Origin of the sequence: Pantoea agglomerans NBRC 102470, assembly GCF_001598475.1 — a bacterium.
GTDB lineage: Bacteria > Pseudomonadota > Gammaproteobacteria > Enterobacterales > Enterobacteriaceae > Pantoea > Pantoea agglomerans.
Genome location: NZ_BCZA01000001.1, coordinates 696,740 through 720,171, shown reverse-complemented (window position 1 = coordinate 720,171; position 23,432 = coordinate 696,740). Strand labels below are relative to the sequence as shown.

Genomic DNA, 23,432 nt, shown 5'->3' with positions numbered 1-23,432 from the left:
CTCTGCTTTTTAAAGGCTAAGCTATTGAATTAAAAAATCATAAACACAAATCTGTAATATGGACGCTGTAAAATATTAGGTAACAAAACAGTTACATCTTCACAATCGCATGCCGATAAACAACCTATGCCCGACGCTTGCGGGTCAACGTGTATAGGATTTTGGTATGGGAATGCTCAAAAATTTTACCATTCGCGCAGTGATGCTCACGATTCTGGGACTGTTTTGTTTACTGTGGAGCGGCGTCGGGCTGTATAGCATTCACTCTCTGGGCGCGCTCAGCGAAGGGAATGATGTGGACCGTCATCTGGTTGAGCAAATGACGGTGCTGAGCAAAGGCAACGATCAATATTTTCGTGTTATTACGCGCTTATCCCGCGTGATGGAAGGCAAAGCGGCGGGTAAAGCGCTGACCGACGAGGCTTATGCTCCGGTACAGCAGGCGCTGGATGGTATGACCCAGCAACTGGCTCGCTTTAAACAGCTGGCACCCGGTCCGATGAACCCGGAAGTGGTGGATGGCGTAATTCAGACCTGGCAAAAGTTGCTGGACGAGGGCGTGACTCCACAGTTGCAGCTGGCCCGCCAGGCAACACCTCATGTTTATCGCCAGCAGGCAAATAACGTCACGCCGCCACTCAGCCGTGCCTTTGGCATCAGCGCAGAGAAATTCAGCCAGAGCGCAGCTGAAAAGCTGGATGCAACCCGGGTTGAAGTGGATCACCTTACCGCGATGACCAAAACGATTATTACCATCACGGTAATTATCGGACTGTTTATTCTGCTGTTCACCGACCGTTATCTGGTGGCGATGCTGGTCCGTCCGCTGGAAAGCATTCGTACCCACTTCGCGGTCATTGCCACGGGCGATCTGAGTCAGCCGGTATCCGATTTCGGACGCAACTGCGTCGGTAAACTGGTGCCGCTGCTGAGCGCCATGCAGGACAGCCTGCGTGAAGCGGTCAGCGCCATTCGCAGCGGCACCGAGAATATCTCGCGCGGTGCCGCAGAGATTTCTGCCGGTAACAACGACCTCTCTTCACGTACCGAAGAGCAGGCCGCTGCGCTGGAACAGACTGCGGCCAGCATGGAGCAGTTGACGGCCACGGTAAAATTCAACGCCGATAATGCCCGCCAGGCCAGCCTGCTGGCAGAAACTGCCACCACTACGGCACAACGTGGCGGTCAGCTGGTCAGTGAAGTCATCAGCACTATGGATGGCATCTCAGGCAGCTCGAAGAAAATCGCTGAAATCACTAACGTGATCAACGGTATCGCTTTCCAGACCAATATTCTGGCACTGAACGCCGCCGTCGAAGCGGCACGTGCTGGTGAACAGGGTCGGGGTTTTGCGGTGGTTGCCTCTGAAGTGCGTAACCTTGCACAGCGCAGCGCCAACGCCGCCAAAGAGATTGCGACGCTGATTGAAGATTCGGTTCAGCGTGTAGGTAAAGGCGCCGAGCTGGTCAGCACCACCGGCGGCACCATGAACAATATTCTGAAATCAGTGCAGGATGTTGATGCGATCATGAAACAGATTGCTTCCGCCTCGGAAGAGCAGAGCAAAGGCATCTCTCAGGTCGGTGCCGCGGTAACCGAAATGGATAGCGTGACCCAGCAGAACGCCTCACTGGTTGAAGAGGTCTCGGCCGCGGCGAGCGCACTGGCATTGCAGACGGAAGCGCTACAGGCTTCTGTGTCGAAGTTCCGTCTCTCCAGCAACCGCCAGACCGCACCGGTCATCACGAATAAACCTGCCGCGCCTAAAGCAACCGTGCTGAGTGCGCCTCAGGCTAAACCCGCTGATAACGGCGACTGGGTTACTTTCTGATCCCTGCACAGCCACGCCACCAGTTCCGCCAGGAACGGTGGCGCATCCTGCGCGGGCCGTTGCAGCAAACTGTAAACGGCACCGGTTTTTACCTCGCCAGCGAACGGCTTAATCAGCCTGCCGCTGGCTATATCACTCTCCACCAGATTGCTGTCGGCCATCGCCACACCAAACCCCTGAATCGCTGCACTGATCGCTAAGTCCATGGTGGCAAAATGCTGGTTCCGCTTCATGTGCAGCGTCACCTGCTGCGCCTGCAGCCAGCACTGCCAGTCACGCGTATCTGCCGTGGGATGCAAGAAGGTCATTGTGGCCAGTGCCGCCGGGGAGTCCGGGCGGGGTTGATCGGCTGCCATCACCGGCGTCAGCGACTCACTGAACAGGCAAATTCCGTCAGGGTGCGGCTTACCATAGACAATCGCCACATCGAAGTTCTCAAGCTGCGCGGCATGATCCAGCGTAGTGGTCAGGGCCACATGCAGTTCGGGCCGATGCTGCTCCAGCGCCATCAGCCGGGGCACCAGCCAGCGCATTGCACAGGTTGGCGCTTTCAGGCGAATGCTGACCTGACTGCGGCGGACCTTCTCGCTGGCCTGAACCATCAGCTCAAAACCCTGCTGTAAGTCGGGCAGCAGCGCCGCGCCCTGAGGGGTCAGGCGCAGACCGCGCGCGTGGCGGTCAAACAGCGTCACGCCCAGCCACTGCTCCAGCGCGGCAATCTTACGACTGACGGCGCCCTGCGTCAGGCAAAGTTCGCGGGCAGCGTGAGTCAGATTGAGATGTCGGGCGGTCACCAGAAAGGCGTGAATGGCATTAAGCGGCAGCGATAAGCGTGACACGGTGAACCTCAGCTATGCATTTTTGTCATGGCTATTATGACGACATTTCGCTTGCCGACTCAAGTCGCAGCCCGTTGAATAGCTATTTACCGCATCTGAGCGGTTATGCCCCTGACGGAGAGAGTATGTCCCTGAAAACGCCTGTCGCTATCCACTCAAAATTGCCGGACGTCGGCACCACTATTTTCAGCGTGATTGGCCAGCTTTCGGCGCAGCATCAGGCGATTAACCTGTCGCAGGGCGCGCCCAGTTTCCCCTGTGATCCGGCGCTGGTCGACTCAGTCAGCCGCGCGATGCAGGAAGGACATAATCAGTATGCCGCCATGATGGGCTTGCCCGCCTTACGCGACGCGCTTGCCAGCAAAGTGCAGGCGCTCTATGGACAACAATATGATGCCACCAGTGAAGTGCTGATCACCGGCAGCGCCAGCCAGGGGCTCTATATGGCGATCACCGCGCTGGTCCATCAGGGCGATGAGGTGATCTTCTTTGAACCGGCGTTTGACAGCTACGCGCCGGTGGTGCGGTTGCAGGGCGGTAAACCGATTGGCCTGAAGTTGCAGGTGCCGTCGTTTGCTATCGACTGGGATCAGTTGCGGGCAGCAATCACGCCGCGCACCCGGATGATCATTATTAATACGCCGCACAACCCCAGCGCGCAGGTGCTGACCCCCGACGACCTGAATCAGCTGGCAGCCTTACTCCGCAACACGGATATCGTGGTGCTCTCCGATGAGGTTTACGAACATATTCTGTTTGATGGCCGCCCGCATTGTGGGATGGCGACGCATCCGGAACTGGCAGCCCGCAGCGTCATTGTCTCTTCGTTTGGCAAAACCTTCCACGTCACCGGCTGGCGGGTAGGCTACTGTCTGGCACCGGCAGAGCTGATGACTGAGCTGGTGAAAGTGCATCAGTTTATGATGTACGCCGCCGATACACCGATGCAGGTCGGTTTCGCACACTATCTGCAGACGCCAGAGAACTATCTGTCGCTCAGTGCCTTCTATCAGCAGAAGCGCGATCGGCTGATTGCCCTGATGCAGAACTCCCCGTTCCGGCTGCTGCCGAGTGCGGGTTCGTTCTTTATGCTCGCCAGCTATGGACATTTCAGTGACGAACCGGACAGTGAAATGGTAAAACGTCTTATCGTCGATCACGGTGTGGCGACCATACCGCTGTCGGCGTTTTATATGGATGGCACAGATAACAAACTGATTCGGCTCTCTTTTGCCAAAGACGAGGCGACACTTGAGGCTGGCGCGGCTGCGCTATGTGCTTTTTCTCACTGATTCACGCCACCGCGTGAGGCAGCTCGGGGAACAGGTAACCAGGACTTTTCGGGGTAAATGACATAATGAAGAAACTGAACGCGCTTTTTCTCGCTCTGGGCATGATGACATCGGTACAGGCACTGGCACAGGATTTACGCTACGGCGTGGAGTCACAATATCCGCCTTTTGAAAGCCGCAATGCTAAAGGGGAACTGGAAGGCTTTGATATCGAGCTGGGCAATGCCATCTGTAAGGCGGGCAACTTCAGCTGCCACTGGGTTGAGAGCAGTTTTGATGCGCTGATCCCGGCACTGCAGGCGAAAAAGTTCGACGCCATTAACTCGGCGATGAACATCACCGAAGCGCGCGCCAGAAGCATTGCGTTTACGCAGCCGATCTACCGTATTCCGACCATGTTAGTGGCGAAGACCGGTGAAAATCTGGCACCGACCGCCGAAGGTCTGAAGGGCAAGAACATCGGTGTATTACAGGGATCCATCCAGGAAACCTATGCGAAGAAGCACTGGGAGCCGCAGGGTGTGACTGTGACCTCGTATCAGGATCAAAACCAGGTTTACAACGACATGGTCGCGGGCCGCCTGGATGGCACACTGGTGATGTCCGCTGCCGGTCAGTCTGGCTTCCTCGATAAACCGCAGGGCAAAGGCTTTGGTTTTGTTGGCAAGCCAGTCGAAGATGACGCGATTCTTGGTTCAGGCATCGGCTACGGCCTGCGCAAAGATGACGCGCAGCTGAAGCAGTCACTGGATGCGGCGATTGCTAAAGTGCAGGGCGATGGCACCATCAAAAAGCTGGCTGAAAAATATTTCCCAGGCATTGATGTCAGCGCGAAGCCATAATCGCAATCGGGCGCGTTCTGCGCCCGATTCCTCCATTTATTCCGCTGCCAGATAACAGAGTTTTTCCGCCACCTGATAGGACTTCACAAACGACGTTACCGGCAGAAATTCGAAGCGTGAATGGAAGTTGTGCGCGCCGGTAAAGAAGTTCGGCGTCAGCAGACCTTTGGCTGACAGCGCGGCACCGTCTGTACCGCCACGCATCGGAATCACCTTCGGCTCAATCTCCAGCGCGGCAAAGGCACTGAAGATCAGGTCAATCGCCCGACGATCCTCACCCAGTGCGTTACTGATATTGCTGTAGGTATCGCTGATACTCACGTTCACCTTGCCGGTGGGGTAACGCGCCGCCAGATCCTCTGCTGCCTGCTGCAACTGCTGCTTACGTGCCGCAAAGCTGGTCAGATCAAAATCACGGATTGAGGCCTTCAGCGTTGCCTTGCTGGCGTTGGCCTGAATCTCATTGAACCAGATATAGCCTTCACGGCCTTCGGTGTGCTCCGGGGTCTGCTGCCGATCAAACAGGCTGATGTAGTCATGCGCCATCAGCAGCGGATTGACCAGCACCCCTTTGCCCGACATCGGATGGGCCGGTACGCCGGTAAACTGAATTTCTGCAGCGGCAGCATTGAAGTTTTCATAGACCACTTCGCCCAGTTCGCAGCAGTCGATGGTCCAGGCGAAATCGACATTAAAGCGCGTTTCCAGATCCAGCGCTTTCGCACCGCGCAGCCCAATTTCTTCGTCCGGCACAAAGGCCACCACGATGTCGCCGTGGTCGCCCTTAAGGTTCTCCATCAGCGTCATCACCACGGTGACCGCCGCTTTGTTGTCCGCGCCCAGCACGCTGGTGCCGTCGCTGAAGATCACCTGCTGACCGACGTAGGGCGCGATCTCCGGATGTTCTTCGCGGCGCAGCCAGATATCCTGCTCTGCATTCAGACAGAGATCTTCGCCCTGCCAGGTGAGGATCTGCGGGTGGATATCGGGCGACAAACCGACATCAACGGTATCGATATGCGTAATAAACCCGATGCGCGGCGCGTCAGGCCGGTTGCCGCGTTTCACCGCCGTCACCGTGGCATGCTCATCAATCACCACCTCATCCAGCCCTGACGCGCGCAGCTCATCCGCCAGCAGTTCCGCCATGGCGTGCTGGCTCGGCGTACTGGGCAGGGTGGTGGATTTGGCATCGCTCTGACTGCTGATGGCGAGGTAACGGAAAAAACGTTCTGTGAGCTGCGACTCGAGTTTGTCTGTCATCACTATTCCTTATTAGTCAGCCACCGGCGGGGTTCGTTATGGTGCCGAATCGTGCTATCAATGAAGCATCTGAATGATTCATTTAGATATTGTGATCACCGGAAGTCAATACAAAGCGAGGATAATAATGAAAATCAAGATAGCCACCTTAGCGCTTGTTACGGCTGGGATAGCGCTGGCTGGCAGCGTTAACGCCAAAACGCTGGTCTTCTGTTCTGAGGGATCGCCAGAGAACTTTAACCCGCAGCTCTATACCTCGGGGACCAGCGTTGACGCCAGTGCGGTGCCGGTCTTTAACCGGCTGGTGGACTTTACGCCCGGCACGACCAATCTGGTGCCCAGCCTGGCGGAACGCTGGGAAATCAGCCCGGATGGCACGGTTTACACCTTCTATCTGCGCAAGAACGTGAAGTTTCAGAGCAATAAAGCCTTCAAACCCAGCCGCGACTTCAACGCCGACGACGTGATCTTCTCGTTTATGCGCCAGATGGACCCGAAAAATCCTTACCATAATGTCTCTGGCGGCACCTATTCCAACTTCGAAAGCCTGGAGCTCTCCACGCTGATTAAAAGTATCGACCGGGTCGATGACCACACCGTACGTTTTACGCTGTCCCATCCGGAAGCGCCGTTCCTTGCCGATCTCGCCTGGTACTTCGCCTCAATCCACTCGGCGGAATATGCAGACGCGATGCTGAAAGCGGGGACGCCGGAGAAGGTCGATATGAACCCGATCGGCACTGGACCGTTTGAGCTGGTGCAGTATCAGAAAGATTCCCGCATTCTCTACAAAGCGTTCCCGGACTACTGGCAGGGCAAGGCGAAGCTCGATCGGCTGGTGTTCAGCATCACGCCGGATGCCTCCGTGCGTTATGCCAAGCTGGAGAAGAATGAGTGTCAGGTAATGCCATTCCCTAATCCCGCCGATCTTGAAAAGATGCGCGCTAACCCGGATATCACCCTGGAACAGAAGGCGGGTCTGAATACCGGCTTCCTGGCGTTTAACACCACCAAAGCGCCAACCGATAACGTCAAAGTGCGCCAGGCGCTGGCGATGGCGATCAACAAACCGGCGATCATCGATGCGATATTTAAAGGCACCGGCACGGTCGCGAAAAATATCCTGCCACCGGGCGTATGGAGCGCCGACAAAGATCTGAAAGACTACGACTACGACCCAGAGAAGGCCAAAGCCCTGCTGCAACAGGCGGGTGTGAAACCGGGTACCGAAATTGCGCTCTGGGCGATGCCGGTTCAGCGGCCTTACAATCCGAATGCGCGCCGCATGGCGGAGATGATTCAGTCGGACTGGGCTAAAGTGGGCATCAAAGCCAATATCGTCAGCTATGAGTGGGGCGAATACCTGAAACGCGTGCGCAGCGGCGAGCATCAGGCGGCACTGATGGGCTGGACCACCGCCACCGGCGATCCGGACAACTTCTTTGGCCCGCTTTACAGCTGTACCTCGGCACAGGGCGGTTCCAACTCCTCAAAATGGTGCTATCAGCCATTTGAGAAGTTAATCACCGAAGCCCGCGCCGAGCCGGATCAGGGCAAACGCACCGCGCTCTATCTGCAGGCACAGCAGATGATGCATGACCAGATGCCTGCGGTGATGATTGCGCACTCCACCATCTTTGAGCCGGTGCGCAAATCGGTCAGCGGCTATCAGGTCGATCCGTTCGGCAAGCACATCTTCTATCAGGTGGATATTAAGCAGTAAGCGGTCACAGCTATCTTTACAGGCCCATACCTCTGTGGGCCTGTGCTGTCTGGCTCAGCTCAAAAAGAACTGACAGCAATAAATAAGCTCAACGCGAAGGGAACATGACCCGAAGAGGAAAGCGTCCCGCCGCCCGGATAAAAACGCCGGGAGCGTTTTTGAACAACGCAAAGCGTTGGCCCGGCTACGGGCGCACCTCAGGGATGAGGTGCGTAATCGCGTGGGCCGAGCATGCCATGGATGGCGGCTTTTGCGACTTTCCGATCGGGTCGAGTTCCCTTAGCCATCACGGTCTTATAGCAAATCTTTGCAGACCTTAACCCTTATCCCATCCTCACCTGCTGATCCATCTCCGTTAGCCGCTGCTGCAAAAACTGCAGAAACAGCGTCAGCGCCGCATTCCGCTGGCGGCCGGACACCGTCTGAAGCTGCAACGTACGCTGACTCAGCTGATCCACCCCCATCGAACGCAACACCAGATTTTGCGTGTCGCGCTCAAACAACAGGGTAAACGCACTGCAAATGGTTACTGCCTGCGGGGTATGCAGCAAAAAGTGGTAGAGCGTAGCGAAATAGTCGCAGGTCAGCACCGGCTCGACCACGCAGTCGTTCATCTGACAGGAGAGGTCAAACAACTGCCGCACGGTAGTATGCTGACCTGGCAACGCCAGCGGCCAGCCATGCAGATCGGCCAGCGTCACCTGACGCGACGCCAGCGGATGTGACTGATGCATCGCCAGTAACACCGGCGCCGGCCACGAGCCGAGCACCTCAACGCTGCGCTCCGGTTGCAGACTGAACTGCAGCGCAACATCGCATTCCCCAGCCCTGACGCATGCCGCCACGCCCTGAGAGTGCGTCACGTTAAGCGCAAACAGCACGCCGGGGTTGGCCTGACGGAACTCCGCCAGCAATCCCGGCAGCAGACTAAACGCCATTCCGTCGGTGCAGGCGATGCGGATCAGGCTGCGCCGTATTGCTTTCAGCCCCTTAATCTCCGCCAGCGCATATTCCATATCGAGCTGACTCTTGCGCACATGATGCGCGAATATTTCACCCGCTTCGTTCAATACCATGCCGCGTGCATGCCGCTCAAACAGCGGCACACCCACCTGCGTCTCCAGACGCTGAATCTGGCGACTAATCGCCGACACCGCCACAAAGAGCTGCTCGCTGGCGGCGCTGAGCGATCCGCACTGTACGACCGCCAGGAAATAGCGGATCTCACTGCTTAACATGGTCACTCCAACAAAACGCATCATAAAAGGGCAGGCATGGCTTGCTTTAAAAGCAAGGCTCACTCGATAAATTAATAATTGTGGCAAAGAGAGAAGTTTGTCAAAGATAAAGCACGATAAAAAGAACAGACAGGGCAAACATGACAGAGCAACAGACCGTTGACCAGGCGATGCACTATTTCGACAGTGGCGAGTTTCAGCAGTTGCTGGCACGACGAATTTCCTGCGTGACCGAAAGCCAGCACGCCAGCAGGCAGGCGGAGCTGGAGAGCTATCTGCAGCAGGAGATCGGCCCGCAGCTGGCGACGATGGGATTTACGCTGCACCCGTTTGAGAATCCGCAGCCCGGCAGCCCGCCGTTTCTGATCGCCACGCTCATTGAAGATCCCTTCAGACCGACGCTGCTCTGCTATGGCCACGGCGATGTGGTGTTCGGCGACGATGAGAACTGGCGCGACGGTTTATCACCGTGGCGACTCACGGCTGAAGATGACCGCCTGTACGGGCGCGGCAGTGCGGACAACAAAGGCCAGCACTGCATCAATCTCGCGGCGCTGGAGCAGGTGTGGCAGGCACGCGGTGGCGCACTGGGCTTCAACTGCAAAATCCTGTTTGAAATGGGTGAAGAGATCAGCTCGCCAGGGCTGGCGGAGATTTGTCAGCAGCAGCGGGCGCTGTTACAGGCCGACCTCTTTATCGCCTCAGATGGCCCGCGTCTGAACGCGGTGCGGCCGACACTGTTCCTGGGTTCGCGTGGCGCGGCGAACTTTCGTCTGACTATCAGGGCGCGCGACAACGCCTATCACTCCGGCAACTGGGGCGGACTGCTGAGCAATCCCGGCACCCAGCTGGCGAATGCGCTCGCCTGCCTGGTGAATGCAAAGGGTGTATTGCAGGTCGCCGCGCTGAAACCGGACTCCCTGACCGATGCGGTGCGCGCCATCCTCAGTGATATCGAGGTGGGCGGAATGCCGGGCGATCCGGCGCTGGCCGACGGCTGGGGAGAACCTGGCCTGACGCCTGCGGAGCGTCTTTATGGCTGGAACACGCTGGAGGTGCTGGCGTTTGAAACCGGTAACCCGGCGCGCCCGATGAACGCCATCCCCGGCAGCGCCACGGCGGTGTGTCAGCTGCGATTTGTGGTCGGCACCGACTGGGAAAATCTGGTCCAGCATGTCGAAAGTCACCTGCATCAGCACGGCTTCGATAACGTCAGCGTGGAGTTTATGCGCGGTTCACCTGCAACGCGACTCGATCCGCAGGATCCGCTGGTGGCCTGGGCGCTGGACACGCTGGCCCGCAGCAGCGGTAAAAAACCGGCGCTGTTGCCCAATCTCGGCGGTTCACTGCCCAATGAGGTATTTGCCGATATCCTCGGCCTCCCGACGCTGTGGGTGCCCCATTCCTATCCGGCCTGCGGCCAGCACGGCGTTAACGAACACATGCTCACCTCTGTTGCACGTGAAGGGCTGGCGATCATGACCCGCCTTTTCTGGCAACTGGGTGAAGAGGGCGAACAACTGATGTCGCGCCACCATCAGTGGCGGAGAGGTGAACAATGAGCAGCATCGCGCAGAGTACTCCGCAGGTGAAACCGAGCCTGCACAAAACGCTGTTCGCTACCTGCATTGGTAACGCGCTGGAGTGGTTCGACATCGCGGTGTATGGCTTCTTCGCCAGCTACATCGCGCACGTCTTCTTTCCGGTCAGCGATCCGTCGGTGTCGCTGCTGCTGACCTTCGGCAGCTTCGGCATCTCGTTCCTGATCCGTCCGCTGGGTGCCATCGTGCTGGGCAACTATGCCGACCGTCATGGCCGTAAAAAAGCACTGCTGCTCTCAATCAATCTGATGATGCTGGGCGGGGCGATCATTACCTTTATGCCGGGTTACGCCACTATTGGTCTGGCGGCGCCGCTGCTGATTATCCTGGCGCGTCTGATTCAGGGTTTCTCTGCCGGGGGCGAGTTTGGCAGTTCCACCGCTTTCCTGGTAGAGCACTTTCCCGAGCGCAAAGCCTTTATCGCCAGCTGGCAGTTCGCCACCCAGGGCGCCAGTACTCTGATGGCATCGGCGTTCGGCCTGGGGCTGACACACTGGCTGAGCGAAAGCGAGATTCAGGCGTGGGGCTGGCGTATCCCGTTTGCCTTCGGCTTACTGATTGGGCCGCTGGGGATCTACATTCGCCGTCACGTGCAGGAGCCCGCCAGCTTTGCGACGCAGGAGAAGGAAGCCGCACCGCTGAAAACGCTGTTCGGGCGGCAGAAAGCGCTGATCACCCTGGCGATTGGGGTGATGGTGATCTCGACCGCCGTCAACTACATGCTCAATTACATTCCGACCTACGCCACCAAAACGCTGCATCTGCCGGGGTCGGTAGCCTTTACCGCCACGCTGGTCGCAGGGATTATCCTGACGGTGGTGACGCCCATAATGGGATTGTGGGCGGAGCGGATTGGCCGATTGCCGCTGATGTGGGGATCGCTGCTGCTGTTGATGGTCACCATCTATCCCGCCTTCAAATGGATGGTCGATCACACTACGCCCACCACGCTGATCCTGCTGGTGGCGTGGATGGCGCTACTCAAGTCGGTCTATTTCTCCACGGTGCCGTCGGTGATGGCCGATCTCTTCCCGGCGACCACGCGCGCCAGCGGCATGGCGATCAGCTACAACGTGGCCGTGACGGTATTTGGCGGGTTTGCACCGCTGATTTGCAGCATGCTGATTGCCGCCACCGGCAGCAGTCTGGCGCCTGGATACTACCTGATGGCCGTAGCGGTGCTGAGTGGCATCGCGCTGCTGCGCTGCAGTAAGCGGGTGGCATAAAAGAGTGGGCCGATTACTGGCCCACTCTGGTACTGACAACGTCAGGTACGGGAGGCGGTAAGATTGAGCCAGTGATTAACTGAACTGTAAATAGGCAACATGGGTCTGCAGATACTCCTCCAGACCATGTTTTCCATCGGCACCGCCGACACCCGATTTACGCCACCCGGCATGAAAACCCTGCATCGCTTCGAAGTTTTCACGGTTAACATAGGTTTCGCCGAACTTCAGCTTTCGCAGCGCGGTCATGGTGGTATTCAGATTCTGCGTATAAATCGAGGAGGTCAGCCCATACTCGCAGTCGTTGGCCAGCGCAATCGCCTCATCCAGCGTTTTAAAACTCATCACCGGCAGAACCGGGCCAAAAATCTCCTCCTGCATAATCGCCATCTCCTGGCGCACCTCAGTCAGCAAGGTAGGCTGGAAAAAGAAGCCTCTGTCTCCGGCGCGCTTGCCGCCCAGCACCACTTTCGCCCCTGCGGCGACGGCCTCTGCCACCTTCTGCTCCACCCGATCCCGTGCTGCGGCATTAATCAGCGGACCCATATCGATATCGCTGCGTTCGGCCGGGTCGCCAAATGTCACCTGCTGAAACGCGGCGGTCAGTGCGCTGATAAAACGATCGTAAATGCCTTCCTGCACATAGAGCCGCTCTACGCAATTGCAGACCTGTCCGCTGTTAATGATCCGCGAGCTGACGACCGCCCGCACAGCCAGCTCGAGGTCGGCATCATCCATCACGATGGCAGGGGCTTTGCCACCCAGTTCCAGCGACACTTTGGTGACATTTTTAGCCGCGGCTTCCATGGTGGCAATGCCCGCACCGACGCTTCCGGTCAGACTCACCAGACCGACCTTAGGATTTGCTGCCAGCTCCTGTCCCACTTCCGGTCCCAGACCATAAACAAAGTTAATGACGCCAGCAGGCAGACCCAGCTTTTGTATGATGTCGGCAAAAAGTGCCGCATTATTCGGTGTCAGCTCACTGGGTTTGATCACGATGGTGTTTCCGGTGATCAGGGCCGGTGCTGCTTTGCGGGCAATGAGGAAGAAGGGGAAATTCCACGGCAGTATTCCGGTAGTGACGCCGATCGCTTTTTTGAACAGGAAGATATTTTCGTTGGGGCGGTCACTGTTGATGATCTCACCTTCATAGCGGCGCGCCCACTCCGCCATGTAGTCGAGGTAGTCGGCGGTGAACATCACTTCAGTCTTCGCCAGTCCCTGGGTTTTTCCACCCTCAGCCACAATGGTTGCCGTCAGTTCAGGCTCACGCTGGCGGATGGCGGTGGCAATTTTGTGCAGCCAGACGCCGCGCTCTACTGCAGGCAGCGCTTCCCATCCAGGCTGAGCCACTTCTGCGGCGCTGATAGCAAGGCTGGCATCCTGACGACTGCCCTGGGGAATACGGGACAGCAACGCCTCCGTGGACGGATTGATCACTTCAATCCACCGGTCACCCTGATGGGCAACAAATTCGCCATTAATGAAATGTTGATGATGTGTTGTCATTCGCTTGGCTCTCCGCTATCGATACGTTGCAGTAATGTGATAGCAGGGTGAAACAGATTGCTCAGGGCTACCTTTAGCTGATTGCCAGCTGCCGGGAGCGGCTGGCAGCCAATCACAGATATCGGTGAGTTCTGCGGCAAAAACGTCAATATGTTGTAGATTTAAAGGAGTGAAGTGGTAATAAAGGGGTTAAATCATGGCAAATGGATGGGCGTCAGAAGGCGCAGTACAGGAACAGATCGATAGCACCGTCAATGATGGCATTGAGCGGGTAAGACAGTCGATTGGACAGGGCGAAAGCGCCACCGAATGCGAGCTCTGCGGCGAGCCGATCCCCGAAGCGCGTCGTCAGGCGCTTAAAGGCGTGCACTATTGTGTGGCGTGTCAGGAAAAAATCGACAAGCAACAGCAGACCAGCAGTTTATATAACCGTCGGGGCAGTAAAGACAGTCAGTTGCGCTGATCCTCAGGAGCCTGGCATCGCCAGGCCACTGCCAATAAACCACGCCAGAAAGCCCACGCCCGCCACAATGATGGCGATCGGAAACAGAATTCCAATTCTCATAATTTACCTGCTGCAAACAGCGATTTCAGGGGCTGCGATCTTATCATGAGATCTGCAATACGGCGCGGTGGGTTTTCAGCAGAGTGAACAGCTGGAACTGCGTTGCATCATTTTCCTCCCGCAACACCTCACCTTTTTTATAGAGAATATGGTGAACATGTCCGAGCTGACGCCAGACCACTATCGCTGAGGCGATCAGGGCGCAATGCTGATCCGCCTGCACACACTCAAGAGTGGCATAGTGGGTTTCATCCAGGCCATTCACAAACACCTTTATCGCATCTGCAGGTAATATCGCGCGCAGATCATCCAGCATGACCTGGCTGACTGACTGCGAAAGAAACAGCGTTAACCACTTTGTCGTCATCCCATTCCCTGATCCGATCAATTTTCCCCAGTTTATACGACCTTGCCCGCGTTAATGAAAGGCTTCTTTGCACATTTGCCAACCTTCCCTTGTGAATGGCAGTCAGATCAGAATTGTGCTGCGCCACACAGCAAAAATGAAAAAAACATTGAATAATAAGTTACTTACTTAACTAATCGTCCGGTTTTCTGACAACGGTAAAATTGTGATCCCTGATGGGCACAACGGGTAAATATTGCCACTTCACTGTGGCTTCCGGCATTTATCCAAAGGCTGAGGAATTCCTGCTGAACGTAGACTGCGTGCTGAGCGGAAGCAGACAGGTTTCCGACAGGCCTCAACCTAACCGGGGAATAACAATGAACAGTGCCATTATTGCGGGTATCTTCTGGCATTTTGTCGGAGCTGCCAGCGCCGCATGTTTCTACGCGCCTTTTAAACAGGTGAAAAGATGGTCATGGGAAACCATGTGGTCGATCGGTGGCCTGATGTCGTGGCTGATCCTGCCGTGGGCGGTAAGTGCCATTTTACTGCCAGATTTTATGGCCTATTACAGCAACTTCTCGCTTTCGCAACTGACGCCGGTATTTCTGTTTGGCGCGATGTGGGGCATAGGCAATATCAACTACGGCCTGACCATGCGTTATCTCGGCATGTCGATGGGGATCGGTATCGCGATTGGCATTACCCTGGTGGTCGGCACGCTGATGACACCGCTTCTGCAGGGGCGTTTTGGTGAGCTCTTCGCGTCGGCGGGTGGCCGGTTAACCCTGCTGGGCGTACTGGTGGCACTGATTGGCGTCGGGATTGTGTCGCGTGCCGGGCTGTTAAAAGAGCGGGCGCTGGGGATTAACGCAGAAGAGTTTAATCTCAGAAAAGGACTGGTGCTGGCGGTGATGTGCGGCATCTTCTCGGCGGGTATGTCCTTTGCCATGGATGCGGCTAAGCCCATGCATCAGGCCGCCGCTAATCTTGGCATCGATCCGCTGTATGTAGCTCTGCCCAGCTACGTGATCATTATGGGCGGCGGGGCTCTGGTTAATCTGGCCTTCTGTTTCTGGCGGCTGGCCACCCGGCCAGAGCTGTCGGTGCGTAAAGACTTCTCGGTCGGGAAGTCGCTGCTGATTACCAATACCGCGTTTGCGGTGCTCGGCGGCACCATGTGGTATCTGCAGTTCTTCTTCTATGCCTGGGGCCATGCCAGAATCCCGGCGCAGTATGACTATGTCAGCTGGATGCTGCACATGAGTCTATACGTCCTGTGTGGTGGTCTGGTGGGGCTGCTGATGAAGGAGTGGAAGTCTGCGGGACGTCGCCCGGTCAGCGTGTTATCAATCGGCTGTGTGGTGATTATCATTGCCGCCAATATAGTGGGACTTGGCATGGCGGCCTGATTGCGAATACAGAGACGCTGTTTTAATACAGAACGGGCCATCCATGGCATGCCCGGCCCGCACGATTACGCACCTCATCACTGAGGTGCGCCCGTAGGCGGGCCAACGCGTTGCGTTGTTCAAAAACGCTCCCGGCGTTTTTGTCCATGGTGCGGGACGCTTTCCTCTTCTGAGCGTGTTCCCTGCGCCTTTTAGCTGATTTATTGCTGCTTTTGTGCAGTAAATTGCTCGACAGCGTTCAATGAAGGCCCGTTTTATTAAGACGTGGCACTTTTCAGCGCCTGTCGTGGCGCGATAAATTGCTGTCGCCAGGCGCTGGGAGGTAAACCGGTGTCACGGGTGAAGACCACCGAAAAATAGTTACTGTCATCAAAGCCGCAGCGGGCGGCAACCTCGCTAATCAGACAATCCTGGGTGCGCAGCAGATATTTTGCCTGACAGAGCTGCAGCTGACGCAGGTAATGACCGATAGTCATCCCGGTCTGCTGACGGAAAAGCTGCCTCAGCGCCCGTTCGCTGAGCTGGTTCAGCTGACAAAACTCCGCGAGATCAAAGGGGCGGGCAATCGCACCCTGTAACGCTGACATCAGCAGATCGAGCTGTTCGCCCTCCGGCAACGCCCAGGGGCGGTCGGCCGCGTAGCCGTGGCGGCGCAGAATCAGCGCCAGCTGTAAAAACAGCGCCTCTGAGAGCTGAACTGACAGGGGATCGCTTTTTCGGCTTTCACGCTCCAGCTGGCTGATCACCCCCCGGGCCAGCGCCATCCCTCGCGTAGTCAGCCGCCAGCCGCCAGGCGCATCCGGTCCCTGTTGCGGCAGCAGCTGATTCCAGTCAAGGGCAAGACCAAAGCGATCCCGACAGTAGAGGATGTTATCCAGCACCAGATCGTTAACGCTGTCGTAGCTGTGGCAGTCACTGTCGCGGATATAAAAAACATCGCCACAGGTAATCAGCCAGGGGCGATCGTTGAGGACGTGCAGGCCGTTGCCGCGCCAGACAATCACGATTTCACTGAACTCGTGCCGGTGCGGCGGGAAAGAGGGTTGTGGCATCCTTTCGGCGACCGCCACCGGTAGAGTAGTGGCGGGAAAATAGTCATCCCGACTGAGTATCAATGCCATGATTGGCTCCTTTACATCATCTGCTGGCGCTCCGCTCGCGGTGCGCAGCCAAATTCGCGCCTGAACAGGGTTGAGAAATGGTTGCTGTCCCCAAATCCACACTGGAAGGCGATATCGGTAATTCGCATATCACTGTGACGCAGCAGATGACGGGCCTGCAACAGCCGCACACGGTTCAGGTAGCGCTGCGGCGTGCTGCCGGTTTGCTGCTTCATTTGCCGATGCAGGGTACGCAGCGACAGGGAGAAGCGATCTGCCAGTTCATCCCAGATAATCTCATCACTGTAATGCTCACCCAGCCAGTCGAGCAGACGATGCAGCCGCGCCTCCTGATCCTGACTCTGTCCATCAATGCACGCCTCACGCAATAGCACCAGCAACTGTAAAAAGAGCTGTTCCTGACGCGCCTGTTTTTCCATCGACCAGGTATCATCCGGCTGCATCTGCGCCGCCACACTCAGCGCCTGCGTCATCACTTTTTGATTGATGCGCCAGTGGGAAGCATATTGCCCGTCCTGATCGCAGGGCAGTAAAGCCTGTAACCCGGAGAGAAAGCGAAACGCGCCGGGGCTGCGATAAAGCACGTTGGTCAGGCAAAGGTTGTCGGTCTGCTCATAAAGATGACGATCGTGATCGCGCACAAAGCATACGCAACCGGCGCAAAGCGTTTGTGGCTGACCATTAAACACATGAATGCCAGAGCCTTGCTCAACCAGCACAATTTCATGGAAATCATGATGATGCTCCGGGAAGGCGGCCTGGGGTATGCGGGGTTCAATCGCAATGGCGTAATCGCCTTCGGGGAAAAAATCCGCACTGTGCAATATGGTCATGGTCATCTCTCGCTGCTTAACAAAACCGTAACGCAGTCTAATCAGCACGCTCTAACCTTACCTTGAATTTTCAGCCTGACTCAGCAGGAATCATGCTGATTTTTCAAGAAATCCTCAGCAGTTAACAGATTTGCGGCAGGGGTCACATCCTCCTGCCTTTCGCCTCTGTGATCTCTCTCACGAAGTTCTTTGCAAGTCTGCCAGGGCTTATCAGCCGCTGGCACTCCGGGGAAGGTCTTTAACCGGCCAGGTTTTTACTCTGTGACCACTCAATCACAGGGAAAAGTCGCCATGACCAGGAGAAACATTGTTGCTATTGATCTCGGAGCATCCAGCGGGCGCGTCATGCTCGCAAGCTGGGATGCTGCGCAGCGCCAGCTGGCGCTTCGTGAGGTCCGGCGCTTTAAAAATAAGCGCCAGCGTCGTGCCGGTTATGACTGCTGGGATCTGACGATGCTTGAGCAGGAGATACGCGCCGGGCTGGCTCAGTTAGATGAAGAGAAGATCGTGCCAGACAGTATCGGTATCGACACCTGGGGCGTTGATATGGTGCTGCTTGATGCAGAGGGCGAGCCGGTGGGTGAGGCGGTCAGCTACCGCGATGCGCGCACCCACGGCCTGATGGAGCAGGCGCAGCACGAACTGAGCCGCAGTGCCATCTACGCCCGAACCGGCATTCAGTTTCTGCCATTCAATACGCTCTATCAGATGCGCGCCCTGCATCAGCAGCAGCCCGACTGGCAGGCCCGCGTGGCGCATGCGCTGATGATGCCGGACTACCTGCATTATCGGCTGACCGGCAATCTCAACTGGGAATACACCAACGCCACCACCACGCAAATGCTCAATATTCACAGCGGCGAATGGGATCGTGATCTGCTCGCCTGGGCGGGCGTTGCTCCTGAGTGGTTCGGTCAGCCGCAGGCACCGGGCAACACCGTCGGCCACTGGGTCAATAGCGCAGGTGTCCCGGTCCCGGTGATTGCCGTCGCCACCCACGACACCGCCAGCGCGGTTCTGGCAACGCCGCTGATGCAGGACGATGCGGCCTATCTTAGTTCCGGAACCTGGTCGCTGATGGGCTTTGAAAGTTTGCAGCCTTATGCCTGCGATGGCGCATTACGCGCCAATATCACCAATGAGGGCGGCGCAGAAGGCTACCGCGTACTGAAAAATATCATGGGCTTATGGCTGTTGCAGCGCATCTGCGGTGAACTGCAGATTGACGAACTCAGCGCACTGATTGATCAGACGGCCCGCCAGCCCGCCTGTGTTTCACTGATCAATCCTAACGATGCGCGCTTCATCAATCCCGACAGCATGGTTAACGAAATTCAGAACGCCTGCGCAGAGCAGGGAATGCCGGTGCCACAATCTGCCGCCGCGCTGGCACGCTGCATATTTGACAGTCTGGCACTGCTCTATCGCGAGGTGATCCAGGAGCTGGCAGAGCTGCGAGGCAAACCTTTCAGCCAGCTTCACGTGGTAGGGGGCGGCAGTCAGAACCGTTTTCTTAACCAGCTCTGTGCCGATGCCTGCCAGATTCCGGTGCTGGCAGGTCCGGTTGAAGCCTCCACGCTGGGTAACGTCGGTTGCCAGCTGATTGCACTTGGCGAACTGATCGATGTGGCTGATTTCCGCTGCAGCGTCATCAACAACTTCCCACTGGAAAAATTCGAACCGCAAACTCACAGCGTCTTCAGTGCCAGTCAGGCACGCTTCGCGACGCTGAGTCAACCCGCTAAGGAACCCGCTTATGACTAAGCAGATTGAACAGGCTTTTGAACTGGCTAAACAACGCTACGCTGACAATGGAGTTGATGTTGAACAGGCCATTCGCCAGCTGGACAGCATTCCTGTCTCGATGCACTGCTGGCAGGGGGACGATGTCCGGGGCTTTGAGAACCCACAGGGTGCATTGACCGGCGGCATCCAGGCGACCGGCAACTATCCGGGGCGGGCACGTAATGCCAGTGAATTACGCAGCGATATCGACAAGGCGATGTCTCTGATCCCGGGCGCAAAACGTCTGAACCTGCACGCTATCTATCTGGAAAGCGACAAGCCAGTCGATCGGGATGCCATTGAACCTGCCCATTTCGCCAACTGGGTCGCCTGGGCGAAAGAGCACAACTTAGGGCTGGATTTTAACCCCAGCTGCTTCTCGCATCCGATGAGTGCCGACGGTTTTACGCTGTCGCACAGTGATAAAACCGTGCGTCAGTTCTGGATCGATCACTGTAAAGCGAGTCGCCGCATCTCCGCTTCGTTTGGTGAGCAGCTTGGCACGCCGTCAGTGATGAATATCTGGGTGCCGGACGGCATGAAAGATATTACCGTGGATCGCCTGGCCCCGCGTCAGCGTCTGATGAGCGCACTGGATGAGGTCATCTCAGAAAAACTGAATCCGCAGCACCATATCGACGCGGTTGAGAGCAAGCTGTTTGGCATTGGCGCAGAGAGCTACACCGTGGGCTCCAATGAGTTTTATCTTGGTTACGCCGCCAGCCGCCAGACGGCACTATGCCTGGATGCAGGACATTTCCATCCCACCGAAGTGATCTCCGACAAAATTTCCGCCGCGATGCTCTATGTACCGCGTCTGCTGCTGCACGTCAGCCGCCCGGTGCGCTGGGACAGCGACCATGTGGTGCTGCTGGATGATGAAACTCAGGCGATCGCCAGTGAGATCGTCCGCCATCAGCTGTTCGACAAAGTGCATATCGGACTCGATTTCTTCGACGCCTCTATCAACCGGATTGCCGCCTGGGTTATCGGCACCCGTAACACTAAAAAAGCGCTGCTGCGTGCTCTGCTGGAGCCAACCGATCGTCTGCGCCAGGCCGAGAACGAGGGTGATTACACCGCGCGGCTGACGCTGCTGGAAGAGCAAAAATCATTGCCGTGGCAGGCGGTATGGGAAGCCTGGTGCCTGCGCCATGACGTCCCGGCTGATGCCAGCTGGTTAGGCGACGTCCGCCATTATGAACAACAGATTTTGAGCCAACGTTAAGGATTTCACTATGCAAAGCATTCTTTCTTCCGGGTTTGTTAAGGGAATGGTCAAAGCAACCAGCGATATGTGGCTGAAGGGCTGGGACGAACGTAACGGCGGCAACGTCAGCCTGCGTCTGCTGGAAGAGGAGGTTAAACCTTTTGCCGCTGATTTCTGCCTGCAACCGCGCTGTATTGAGCTGACACAACCCGCGCCGGCGCTGGCGAACGACTGGTTTCTGGTGACCGGGTCAGGAAAATTCATGCGTAATGTCCAGCTTGATCCGGCGGATTGTCTGGCACTGCTGCAGGTCGATGACAAAGGGCTCTCTTATAAAATTCACTGGGGCCTGTCGAATGGCGGTTTGCCGACCTCTGAACTGGCGTCACACTTTCAGTCCCATGCGGTGCGTAAAGCGGTCAGCAAGGGTGCAGACCGGGTGATCATGCACTGTCACGCTACCAACTTTATGGCCTTAAGCTATGTGGTTGAGATGGATTCCGCCCGCTTTACCCGTCTGCTGTGGGAAGGGAGTACCGAATGTCTGGTGGTGTTCCCGGATGGTGTGGGTGTTTTACCCTGGATGGTGCCCGGCACCGATGAAATCGGCACCGCGACCGCCGGGCAGATGCAGTCACATACCCTGGTGATGTGGCCATTCCACGGTGTCTTTGGCACGGGCCCGACACTCGATGAGACTTTTGGTCTGATTGATACGGCGGAAAAATCCTCAGAAGTGATCGTCAAAGTGCTGTCGATGGGCGGTATTCGTCAGAGTATCACCACAGAACAGCTTGTTGCATTGGGTGAGCGCTTTGGTGTGAAGCCGTGGCAACCGGCGCTGGATGCAGGGCCTGCTAATGCTGCGTAAAGCCTTTGTGATGCAGGTGAATCCTTATTGCCATGCAGAGTATGAGCGTCGGCACTCACCGATCTGGCCTGAACTGGCCGAAACCCTGAAAGCGCACGGTGCGCACAACTATGCCATCTGGCTGGACGCCGAGCGGCATCTGCTGTTCGCCAGTGTTGAGATTGAATCTGAGGAGCGCTGGAACGCGGTGGCGGAAACGGAGGTCTGTCAGCGCTGGTGGGCATCAATGAAAGATCTGATGCCGTCGAATGCAGATAACAGCCCGATCAGTGAGCCGTTAAAACCGGTTTTCTTTCTGGAATAAAAACCGGAATAAAAGATGAAAAGGGCGGCATCGCCGCCCTGATATTTTTAACGCTTAGCCTGACACAGGCCGGTGAGTGTCGGCCACATCGCCATCAGCGTATCAATAATGCTCTCCAGATCGTCACGCTCAACGCCTTCACGCGCCCGCACCGACATGCCCTGCAGCATACAACTCAGATAACGTGACAGCGCGGGAATGTTTACAGACGCACTCAGTTCACCACGCTGCTGACGCGCCAGCAGAAAATCCTTTAACACATGCTCCTGCGACTGATGCTGCTGTTGCAGCATGGTGGCAATCTCTGCTGAAGCCGCCGACAGGGCGGTCGAGGTGCAGATAAAGAAACAGCCGCCGGGAGAGTCACGTTCGGTAAAACAGGCCGCGGTGGCGCGCAAATAGGCTTCAATAGCCCGATCCACCGGTAACTGGTCATCGCCCAATGCCGCTTCACGCCATGCACTGAACTTCTCCACATAGCGCTCCATCGCCGCGCGAAACAGTCCCTCTTTATTAACAAACTCGGCGTAGAGGGTTGGCGCTTTCGCGCCGGTTGCGGCCACCAGATCGGCCAGAGAAGTTCCCTCGTAACCGTGCGTCCAGAACAGGGTCAGAGCTTTATCGAGCGCTGCTTCGCGATCGAACACTTTTGGTCGGCCGCGGCATTTCTTTACATCGCAATCCTGAACCTGACTCATACACCCTCACTGACAGTAAAACACCCTATTAAATTACCGATCATTATAAAAATGTGCAAGGCCTGGCGTGGATACCGCCGACAGGGGTTGCCATTTTGTGCGCCAGCGCATTATTACAGCCCCTTAGGTTAAGTCAGAAAAGAGGCTGAAGCCCATAATCACGCCACTTCGCGAATAAAATAACGCTCATTAAATAAATGTTGACGACAAACCGTATCGGGGTCTATCATTTGTTTAACGGTCATTAATTAAATAGTGACAACCCATTCAGACCAACCGAATTTCAATATTGAATAGAGAGATTATTATGAAAAACATCAAAACCACCCTGGCAGCACTGGCACTGACGACTCTGACTTTTGGCGCATCTGCCGCTGACCTGGTGACCAGCGAACCTGTTAATCAGCAGCCAGTTGGCACCATCTCTGTACTGGGCGGCACCAATCTGTCTTCTGTTGAAGCGCAGCTGAGTGCTAAAGCGGATGAAGCGGGTGCGAAATCGTTCCGCATCACCTCAACCAGCGGCCAGAACAAGCTGCACGGCACGGCTGTGATTTATCAGTAATTTTGGTTTTTCAACAGAATAAGTGAGAAGGGGTTCGTTATGAAAAGTATCAATATGATGGTCGTGGCGGCGGTGCTAAGCGGTCTGTCATTTGCCAGCGTAGCGGCCCAGCAGGTCAGCAGCACACCGCTGGATCAGCAAAAAATCGGTGTCATCAGCGCAACGGGCAGTACTAATCTGCTTTCGCTGGAGCAGCAGCTGTCAGAAAAGGCCAGCGATGCAGGAGCAAAGTCTTTCCGCATCACTTCGACCTCTGGCAGCAACAACCTGCATGGCACAGCCGTTCTTTATAGATAAAGTGAGCGGTAAATAACCCTAAACAGGCTTCAGATAACCCGCTTATCTGAAGCCT

The 23,432-nt window shown here is 56.4% G+C and carries 23 protein-coding genes; 14 read left to right on the top strand and 9 right to left on the bottom strand.

Features of this window, described 5'->3' with window-relative positions; all coding sequences use genetic code 11:
• Positions 1 to 166 precede the first annotated feature (166 nt).
• Positions 167 to 1,831 (top strand): methyl-accepting chemotaxis protein, encoded by a 1,665-nt coding sequence (locus tag PAG01S_RS03415; protein WP_062757695.1) that lies wholly within the window; start codon positions 167 to 169, stop codon positions 1,829 to 1,831.
• Here the strand turns inward: PAG01S_RS03415 and PAG01S_RS03410 are convergent.
• Positions 1,789 to 2,670 (bottom strand): LysR substrate-binding domain-containing protein, encoded by an 882-nt coding sequence (locus PAG01S_RS03410; RefSeq protein ID WP_062757694.1) that lies wholly within the window; start codon positions 2,668 to 2,670, stop codon positions 1,789 to 1,791. The genes PAG01S_RS03415 and PAG01S_RS03410 overlap by 43 nt on opposite strands.
• Positions 2,671 to 2,795: 125 nt before the next feature.
• On the opposite strand from PAG01S_RS03410, the gene PAG01S_RS03405 reads away from it, so the two are divergent.
• Both PAG01S_RS03405 and PAG01S_RS03400 read left to right on the top strand, forming a co-directional pair.
• Positions 2,796 to 3,962 (top strand): methionine aminotransferase, encoded by a 1,167-nt coding sequence (locus tag PAG01S_RS03405; protein WP_062757693.1) that lies wholly within the window; start codon positions 2,796 to 2,798, stop codon positions 3,960 to 3,962.
• Positions 3,963 to 4,027: 65 nt separating this feature from the next.
• Positions 4,028 to 4,804: a transporter substrate-binding domain-containing protein gene (locus tag PAG01S_RS03400; RefSeq protein ID WP_010670199.1), complete on the top strand. Its 777-nt coding sequence runs from the start codon at positions 4,028 to 4,030 to the stop codon at positions 4,802 to 4,804.
• A gap of 36 nt (positions 4,805 to 4,840) precedes the next feature.
• Here PAG01S_RS03400 and pepT read toward each other — a convergent pair whose 3' ends face one another.
• Complete coding sequence (gene pepT / locus PAG01S_RS03395) at positions 4,841 to 6,067, bottom strand: peptidase T (protein ID WP_062757692.1); 1,227 nt, start codon at positions 6,065 to 6,067, stop codon at positions 4,841 to 4,843.
• Between the two features lie 127 nt (positions 6,068 to 6,194).
• On the opposite strand from pepT, the gene PAG01S_RS03390 reads away from it, so the two are divergent.
• A complete protein-coding gene (locus PAG01S_RS03390; RefSeq protein ID WP_050679896.1) occupies positions 6,195 to 7,790 on the top strand; it encodes an ABC transporter substrate-binding protein in 1,596 nt (531 codons plus the stop codon).
• Positions 7,791 to 8,113: 323 nt separating this feature from the next.
• Here PAG01S_RS03390 and PAG01S_RS03385 read toward each other — a convergent pair whose 3' ends face one another.
• Positions 8,114 to 9,028 (bottom strand): LysR family transcriptional regulator, encoded by a 915-nt coding sequence (locus tag PAG01S_RS03385; RefSeq protein ID WP_010244726.1) that lies wholly within the window; start codon positions 9,026 to 9,028, stop codon positions 8,114 to 8,116.
• Between the two features lie 140 nt (positions 9,029 to 9,168).
• On the opposite strand from PAG01S_RS03385, the gene PAG01S_RS03380 reads away from it, so the two are divergent.
• A complete protein-coding gene (locus PAG01S_RS03380) occupies positions 9,169 to 10,590 on the top strand; it encodes a M20 family metallopeptidase (RefSeq protein ID WP_062757690.1) in 1,422 nt (473 codons plus the stop codon).
• The gene (locus tag PAG01S_RS03375; protein ID WP_010244731.1) at positions 10,587 to 11,855 is read left to right on the top strand and encodes an MFS transporter; all 1,269 of its coding nucleotides are present in this window, start codon (positions 10,587 to 10,589) and stop codon (positions 11,853 to 11,855) included. Before PAG01S_RS03380 ends, PAG01S_RS03375 begins: the two co-directional genes overlap by 4 nt.
• A 75-nt stretch (positions 11,856 to 11,930) precedes the next feature.
• Here PAG01S_RS03375 and aldA read toward each other — a convergent pair whose 3' ends face one another.
• Positions 11,931 to 13,367: an aldehyde dehydrogenase gene (gene aldA / locus PAG01S_RS03370; protein ID WP_062757688.1), complete on the bottom strand. Its 1,437-nt coding sequence runs from the start codon at positions 13,365 to 13,367 to the stop codon at positions 11,931 to 11,933.
• Positions 13,368 to 13,563: 196 nt separating this feature from the next.
• On the opposite strand from aldA, the gene PAG01S_RS03365 reads away from it, so the two are divergent.
• Positions 13,564 to 13,830, top strand: a complete 267-nt coding sequence (locus PAG01S_RS03365; RefSeq protein WP_010244737.1) for a DksA/TraR family C4-type zinc finger protein — start codon at positions 13,564 to 13,566, stop codon at positions 13,828 to 13,830.
• A 3-nt stretch (positions 13,831 to 13,833) separates the two neighbouring features.
• On the opposite strand, the gene PAG01S_RS22180 is transcribed toward PAG01S_RS03365, so the two are convergent.
• Together PAG01S_RS22180 and PAG01S_RS03360 are read right to left on the bottom strand one after the other, a co-directional pair.
• Entirely contained in the window at positions 13,834 to 13,932 is a 99-nt protein-coding gene (locus PAG01S_RS22180; RefSeq protein ID WP_008925225.1) for a YoaK family small membrane protein, read from the bottom strand.
• Between the two features lie 43 nt (positions 13,933 to 13,975).
• Positions 13,976 to 14,299, bottom strand: coding sequence for a hypothetical protein (locus PAG01S_RS03360; protein WP_010244743.1), 324 nt, complete (start codon positions 14,297 to 14,299; stop codon positions 13,976 to 13,978).
• A gap of 359 nt (positions 14,300 to 14,658) precedes the next feature.
• On the opposite strand from PAG01S_RS03360, the gene rhaT reads away from it, so the two are divergent.
• Entirely contained in the window at positions 14,659 to 15,693 is a 1,035-nt protein-coding gene (rhaT, locus tag PAG01S_RS03355) for an L-rhamnose/proton symporter RhaT (RefSeq protein ID WP_062757686.1), read from the top strand.
• A 257-nt stretch (positions 15,694 to 15,950) separates the two neighbouring features.
• Here rhaT and rhaR read toward each other — a convergent pair whose 3' ends face one another.
• Positions 15,951 to 16,814 (bottom strand): HTH-type transcriptional activator RhaR, encoded by an 864-nt coding sequence (rhaR, locus tag PAG01S_RS03350; RefSeq protein WP_062757684.1) that lies wholly within the window; start codon positions 16,812 to 16,814, stop codon positions 15,951 to 15,953.
• Positions 16,815 to 16,825: 11 nt separating this feature from the next.
• Positions 16,826 to 17,647, bottom strand: coding sequence for an HTH-type transcriptional activator RhaS (rhaS, locus tag PAG01S_RS03345; RefSeq protein WP_029519076.1), 822 nt, complete (start codon positions 17,645 to 17,647; stop codon positions 16,826 to 16,828).
• A 291-nt stretch (positions 17,648 to 17,938) separates the two neighbouring features.
• Between rhaS and rhaB the strand changes: the two genes are divergently transcribed.
• From rhaB to rhaM, 4 genes are read left to right on the top strand one after another with little or no spacing between them, the layout of a single operon-like run.
• Positions 17,939 to 19,411: a rhamnulokinase gene (gene rhaB, locus PAG01S_RS03340; protein WP_062757683.1), complete on the top strand. Its 1,473-nt coding sequence runs from the start codon at positions 17,939 to 17,941 to the stop codon at positions 19,409 to 19,411.
• Positions 19,404 to 20,660 carry an L-rhamnose isomerase gene (locus PAG01S_RS03335; protein ID WP_010244756.1) on the top strand — a complete coding sequence of 419 codons (1,257 nt, stop codon included), beginning with the start codon at positions 19,404 to 19,406 and terminating at the stop codon, positions 20,658 to 20,660. Before rhaB ends, PAG01S_RS03335 begins: the two co-directional genes overlap by 8 nt.
• A gap of 10 nt (positions 20,661 to 20,670) precedes the next feature.
• Entirely contained in the window at positions 20,671 to 21,513 is an 843-nt protein-coding gene (gene rhaD / locus PAG01S_RS03330) for a rhamnulose-1-phosphate aldolase (RefSeq protein WP_022625622.1), read from the top strand.
• The gene (rhaM, locus tag PAG01S_RS03325; RefSeq protein WP_010670186.1) at positions 21,503 to 21,817 is read left to right on the top strand and encodes an L-rhamnose mutarotase; all 315 of its coding nucleotides are present in this window, start codon (positions 21,503 to 21,505) and stop codon (positions 21,815 to 21,817) included. Before rhaD ends, rhaM begins: the two co-directional genes overlap by 11 nt.
• A 47-nt stretch (positions 21,818 to 21,864) precedes the next feature.
• On the opposite strand, the gene PAG01S_RS03320 is transcribed toward rhaM, so the two are convergent.
• Positions 21,865 to 22,515, bottom strand: a complete 651-nt coding sequence (locus PAG01S_RS03320) for a TetR/AcrR family transcriptional regulator (protein ID WP_062757681.1) — start codon at positions 22,513 to 22,515, stop codon at positions 21,865 to 21,867.
• Positions 22,516 to 22,822: 307 nt separating this feature from the next.
• Between PAG01S_RS03320 and bhsA (PAG01S_RS03315) the strand changes: the two genes are divergently transcribed.
• Positions 22,823 to 23,080, top strand: coding sequence for a multiple stress resistance protein BhsA (gene bhsA / locus PAG01S_RS03315; RefSeq protein WP_031592385.1), 258 nt, complete (start codon positions 22,823 to 22,825; stop codon positions 23,078 to 23,080).
• Between the two features lie 39 nt (positions 23,081 to 23,119).
• The gene (bhsA, locus tag PAG01S_RS03310; RefSeq protein ID WP_010670183.1) at positions 23,120 to 23,377 is read left to right on the top strand and encodes a multiple stress resistance protein BhsA; all 258 of its coding nucleotides are present in this window, start codon (positions 23,120 to 23,122) and stop codon (positions 23,375 to 23,377) included.
• Positions 23,378 to 23,432: the final 55 nt, after the last annotated feature.

Bases quoted from the DNA above. Each gene is read 5' to 3' on its own strand.
- PAG01S_RS03415 (WP_062757695.1), top strand. From the start codon at position 167: ATGGGAATGCTCAAAAATTTTACCATTCGCGCAGTGATGCTCACGATT.
- PAG01S_RS03405 (WP_062757693.1), top strand. From the start codon at position 2,796: ATGTCCCTGAAAACGCCTGTCGCTATCCACTCAAAATTGCCGGACGTC.
- PAG01S_RS03400 (WP_010670199.1), top strand. From the start codon at position 4,028: ATGAAGAAACTGAACGCGCTTTTTCTCGCTCTGGGCATGATGACATCG.
- pepT (WP_062757692.1), bottom strand. From the start codon at position 6,067: ATGACAGACAAACTCGAGTCGCAGCTCACAGAACGTTTTTTCCGTTAC.
- PAG01S_RS03390 (WP_050679896.1), top strand. From the start codon at position 6,195: ATGAAAATCAAGATAGCCACCTTAGCGCTTGTTACGGCTGGGATAGCG.
- PAG01S_RS03385 (WP_010244726.1), bottom strand. From the start codon at position 9,028: ATGTTAAGCAGTGAGATCCGCTATTTCCTGGCGGTCGTACAGTGCGGA.
- PAG01S_RS03380 (WP_062757690.1), top strand. From the start codon at position 9,169: ATGACAGAGCAACAGACCGTTGACCAGGCGATGCACTATTTCGACAGT.
- PAG01S_RS03375 (WP_010244731.1), top strand. From the start codon at position 10,587: ATGAGCAGCATCGCGCAGAGTACTCCGCAGGTGAAACCGAGCCTGCAC.
- aldA (WP_062757688.1), bottom strand. From the start codon at position 13,367: ATGACAACACATCATCAACATTTCATTAATGGCGAATTTGTTGCCCAT.
- PAG01S_RS03365 (WP_010244737.1), top strand. From the start codon at position 13,564: ATGGCAAATGGATGGGCGTCAGAAGGCGCAGTACAGGAACAGATCGAT.
- PAG01S_RS22180 (WP_008925225.1), bottom strand. From the start codon at position 13,932: ATGAGAATTGGAATTCTGTTTCCGATCGCCATCATTGTGGCGGGCGTG.
- PAG01S_RS03360 (WP_010244743.1), bottom strand. From the start codon at position 14,299: ATGACGACAAAGTGGTTAACGCTGTTTCTTTCGCAGTCAGTCAGCCAG.
- rhaT (WP_062757686.1), top strand. From the start codon at position 14,659: ATGAACAGTGCCATTATTGCGGGTATCTTCTGGCATTTTGTCGGAGCT.
- rhaR (WP_062757684.1), bottom strand. From the start codon at position 16,814: ATGGCATTGATACTCAGTCGGGATGACTATTTTCCCGCCACTACTCTA.
- rhaS (WP_029519076.1), bottom strand. From the start codon at position 17,647: ATGACCATATTGCACAGTGCGGATTTTTTCCCCGAAGGCGATTACGCC.
- rhaB (WP_062757683.1), top strand. From the start codon at position 17,939: ATGACCAGGAGAAACATTGTTGCTATTGATCTCGGAGCATCCAGCGGG.
- PAG01S_RS03335 (WP_010244756.1), top strand. From the start codon at position 19,404: ATGACTAAGCAGATTGAACAGGCTTTTGAACTGGCTAAACAACGCTAC.
- rhaD (WP_022625622.1), top strand. From the start codon at position 20,671: ATGCAAAGCATTCTTTCTTCCGGGTTTGTTAAGGGAATGGTCAAAGCA.
- rhaM (WP_010670186.1), top strand. From the start codon at position 21,503: ATGCTGCGTAAAGCCTTTGTGATGCAGGTGAATCCTTATTGCCATGCA.
- PAG01S_RS03320 (WP_062757681.1), bottom strand. From the start codon at position 22,515: ATGAGTCAGGTTCAGGATTGCGATGTAAAGAAATGCCGCGGCCGACCA.
- bhsA (WP_031592385.1), top strand. From the start codon at position 22,823: ATGAAAAACATCAAAACCACCCTGGCAGCACTGGCACTGACGACTCTG.
- bhsA (WP_010670183.1), top strand. From the start codon at position 23,120: ATGAAAAGTATCAATATGATGGTCGTGGCGGCGGTGCTAAGCGGTCTG.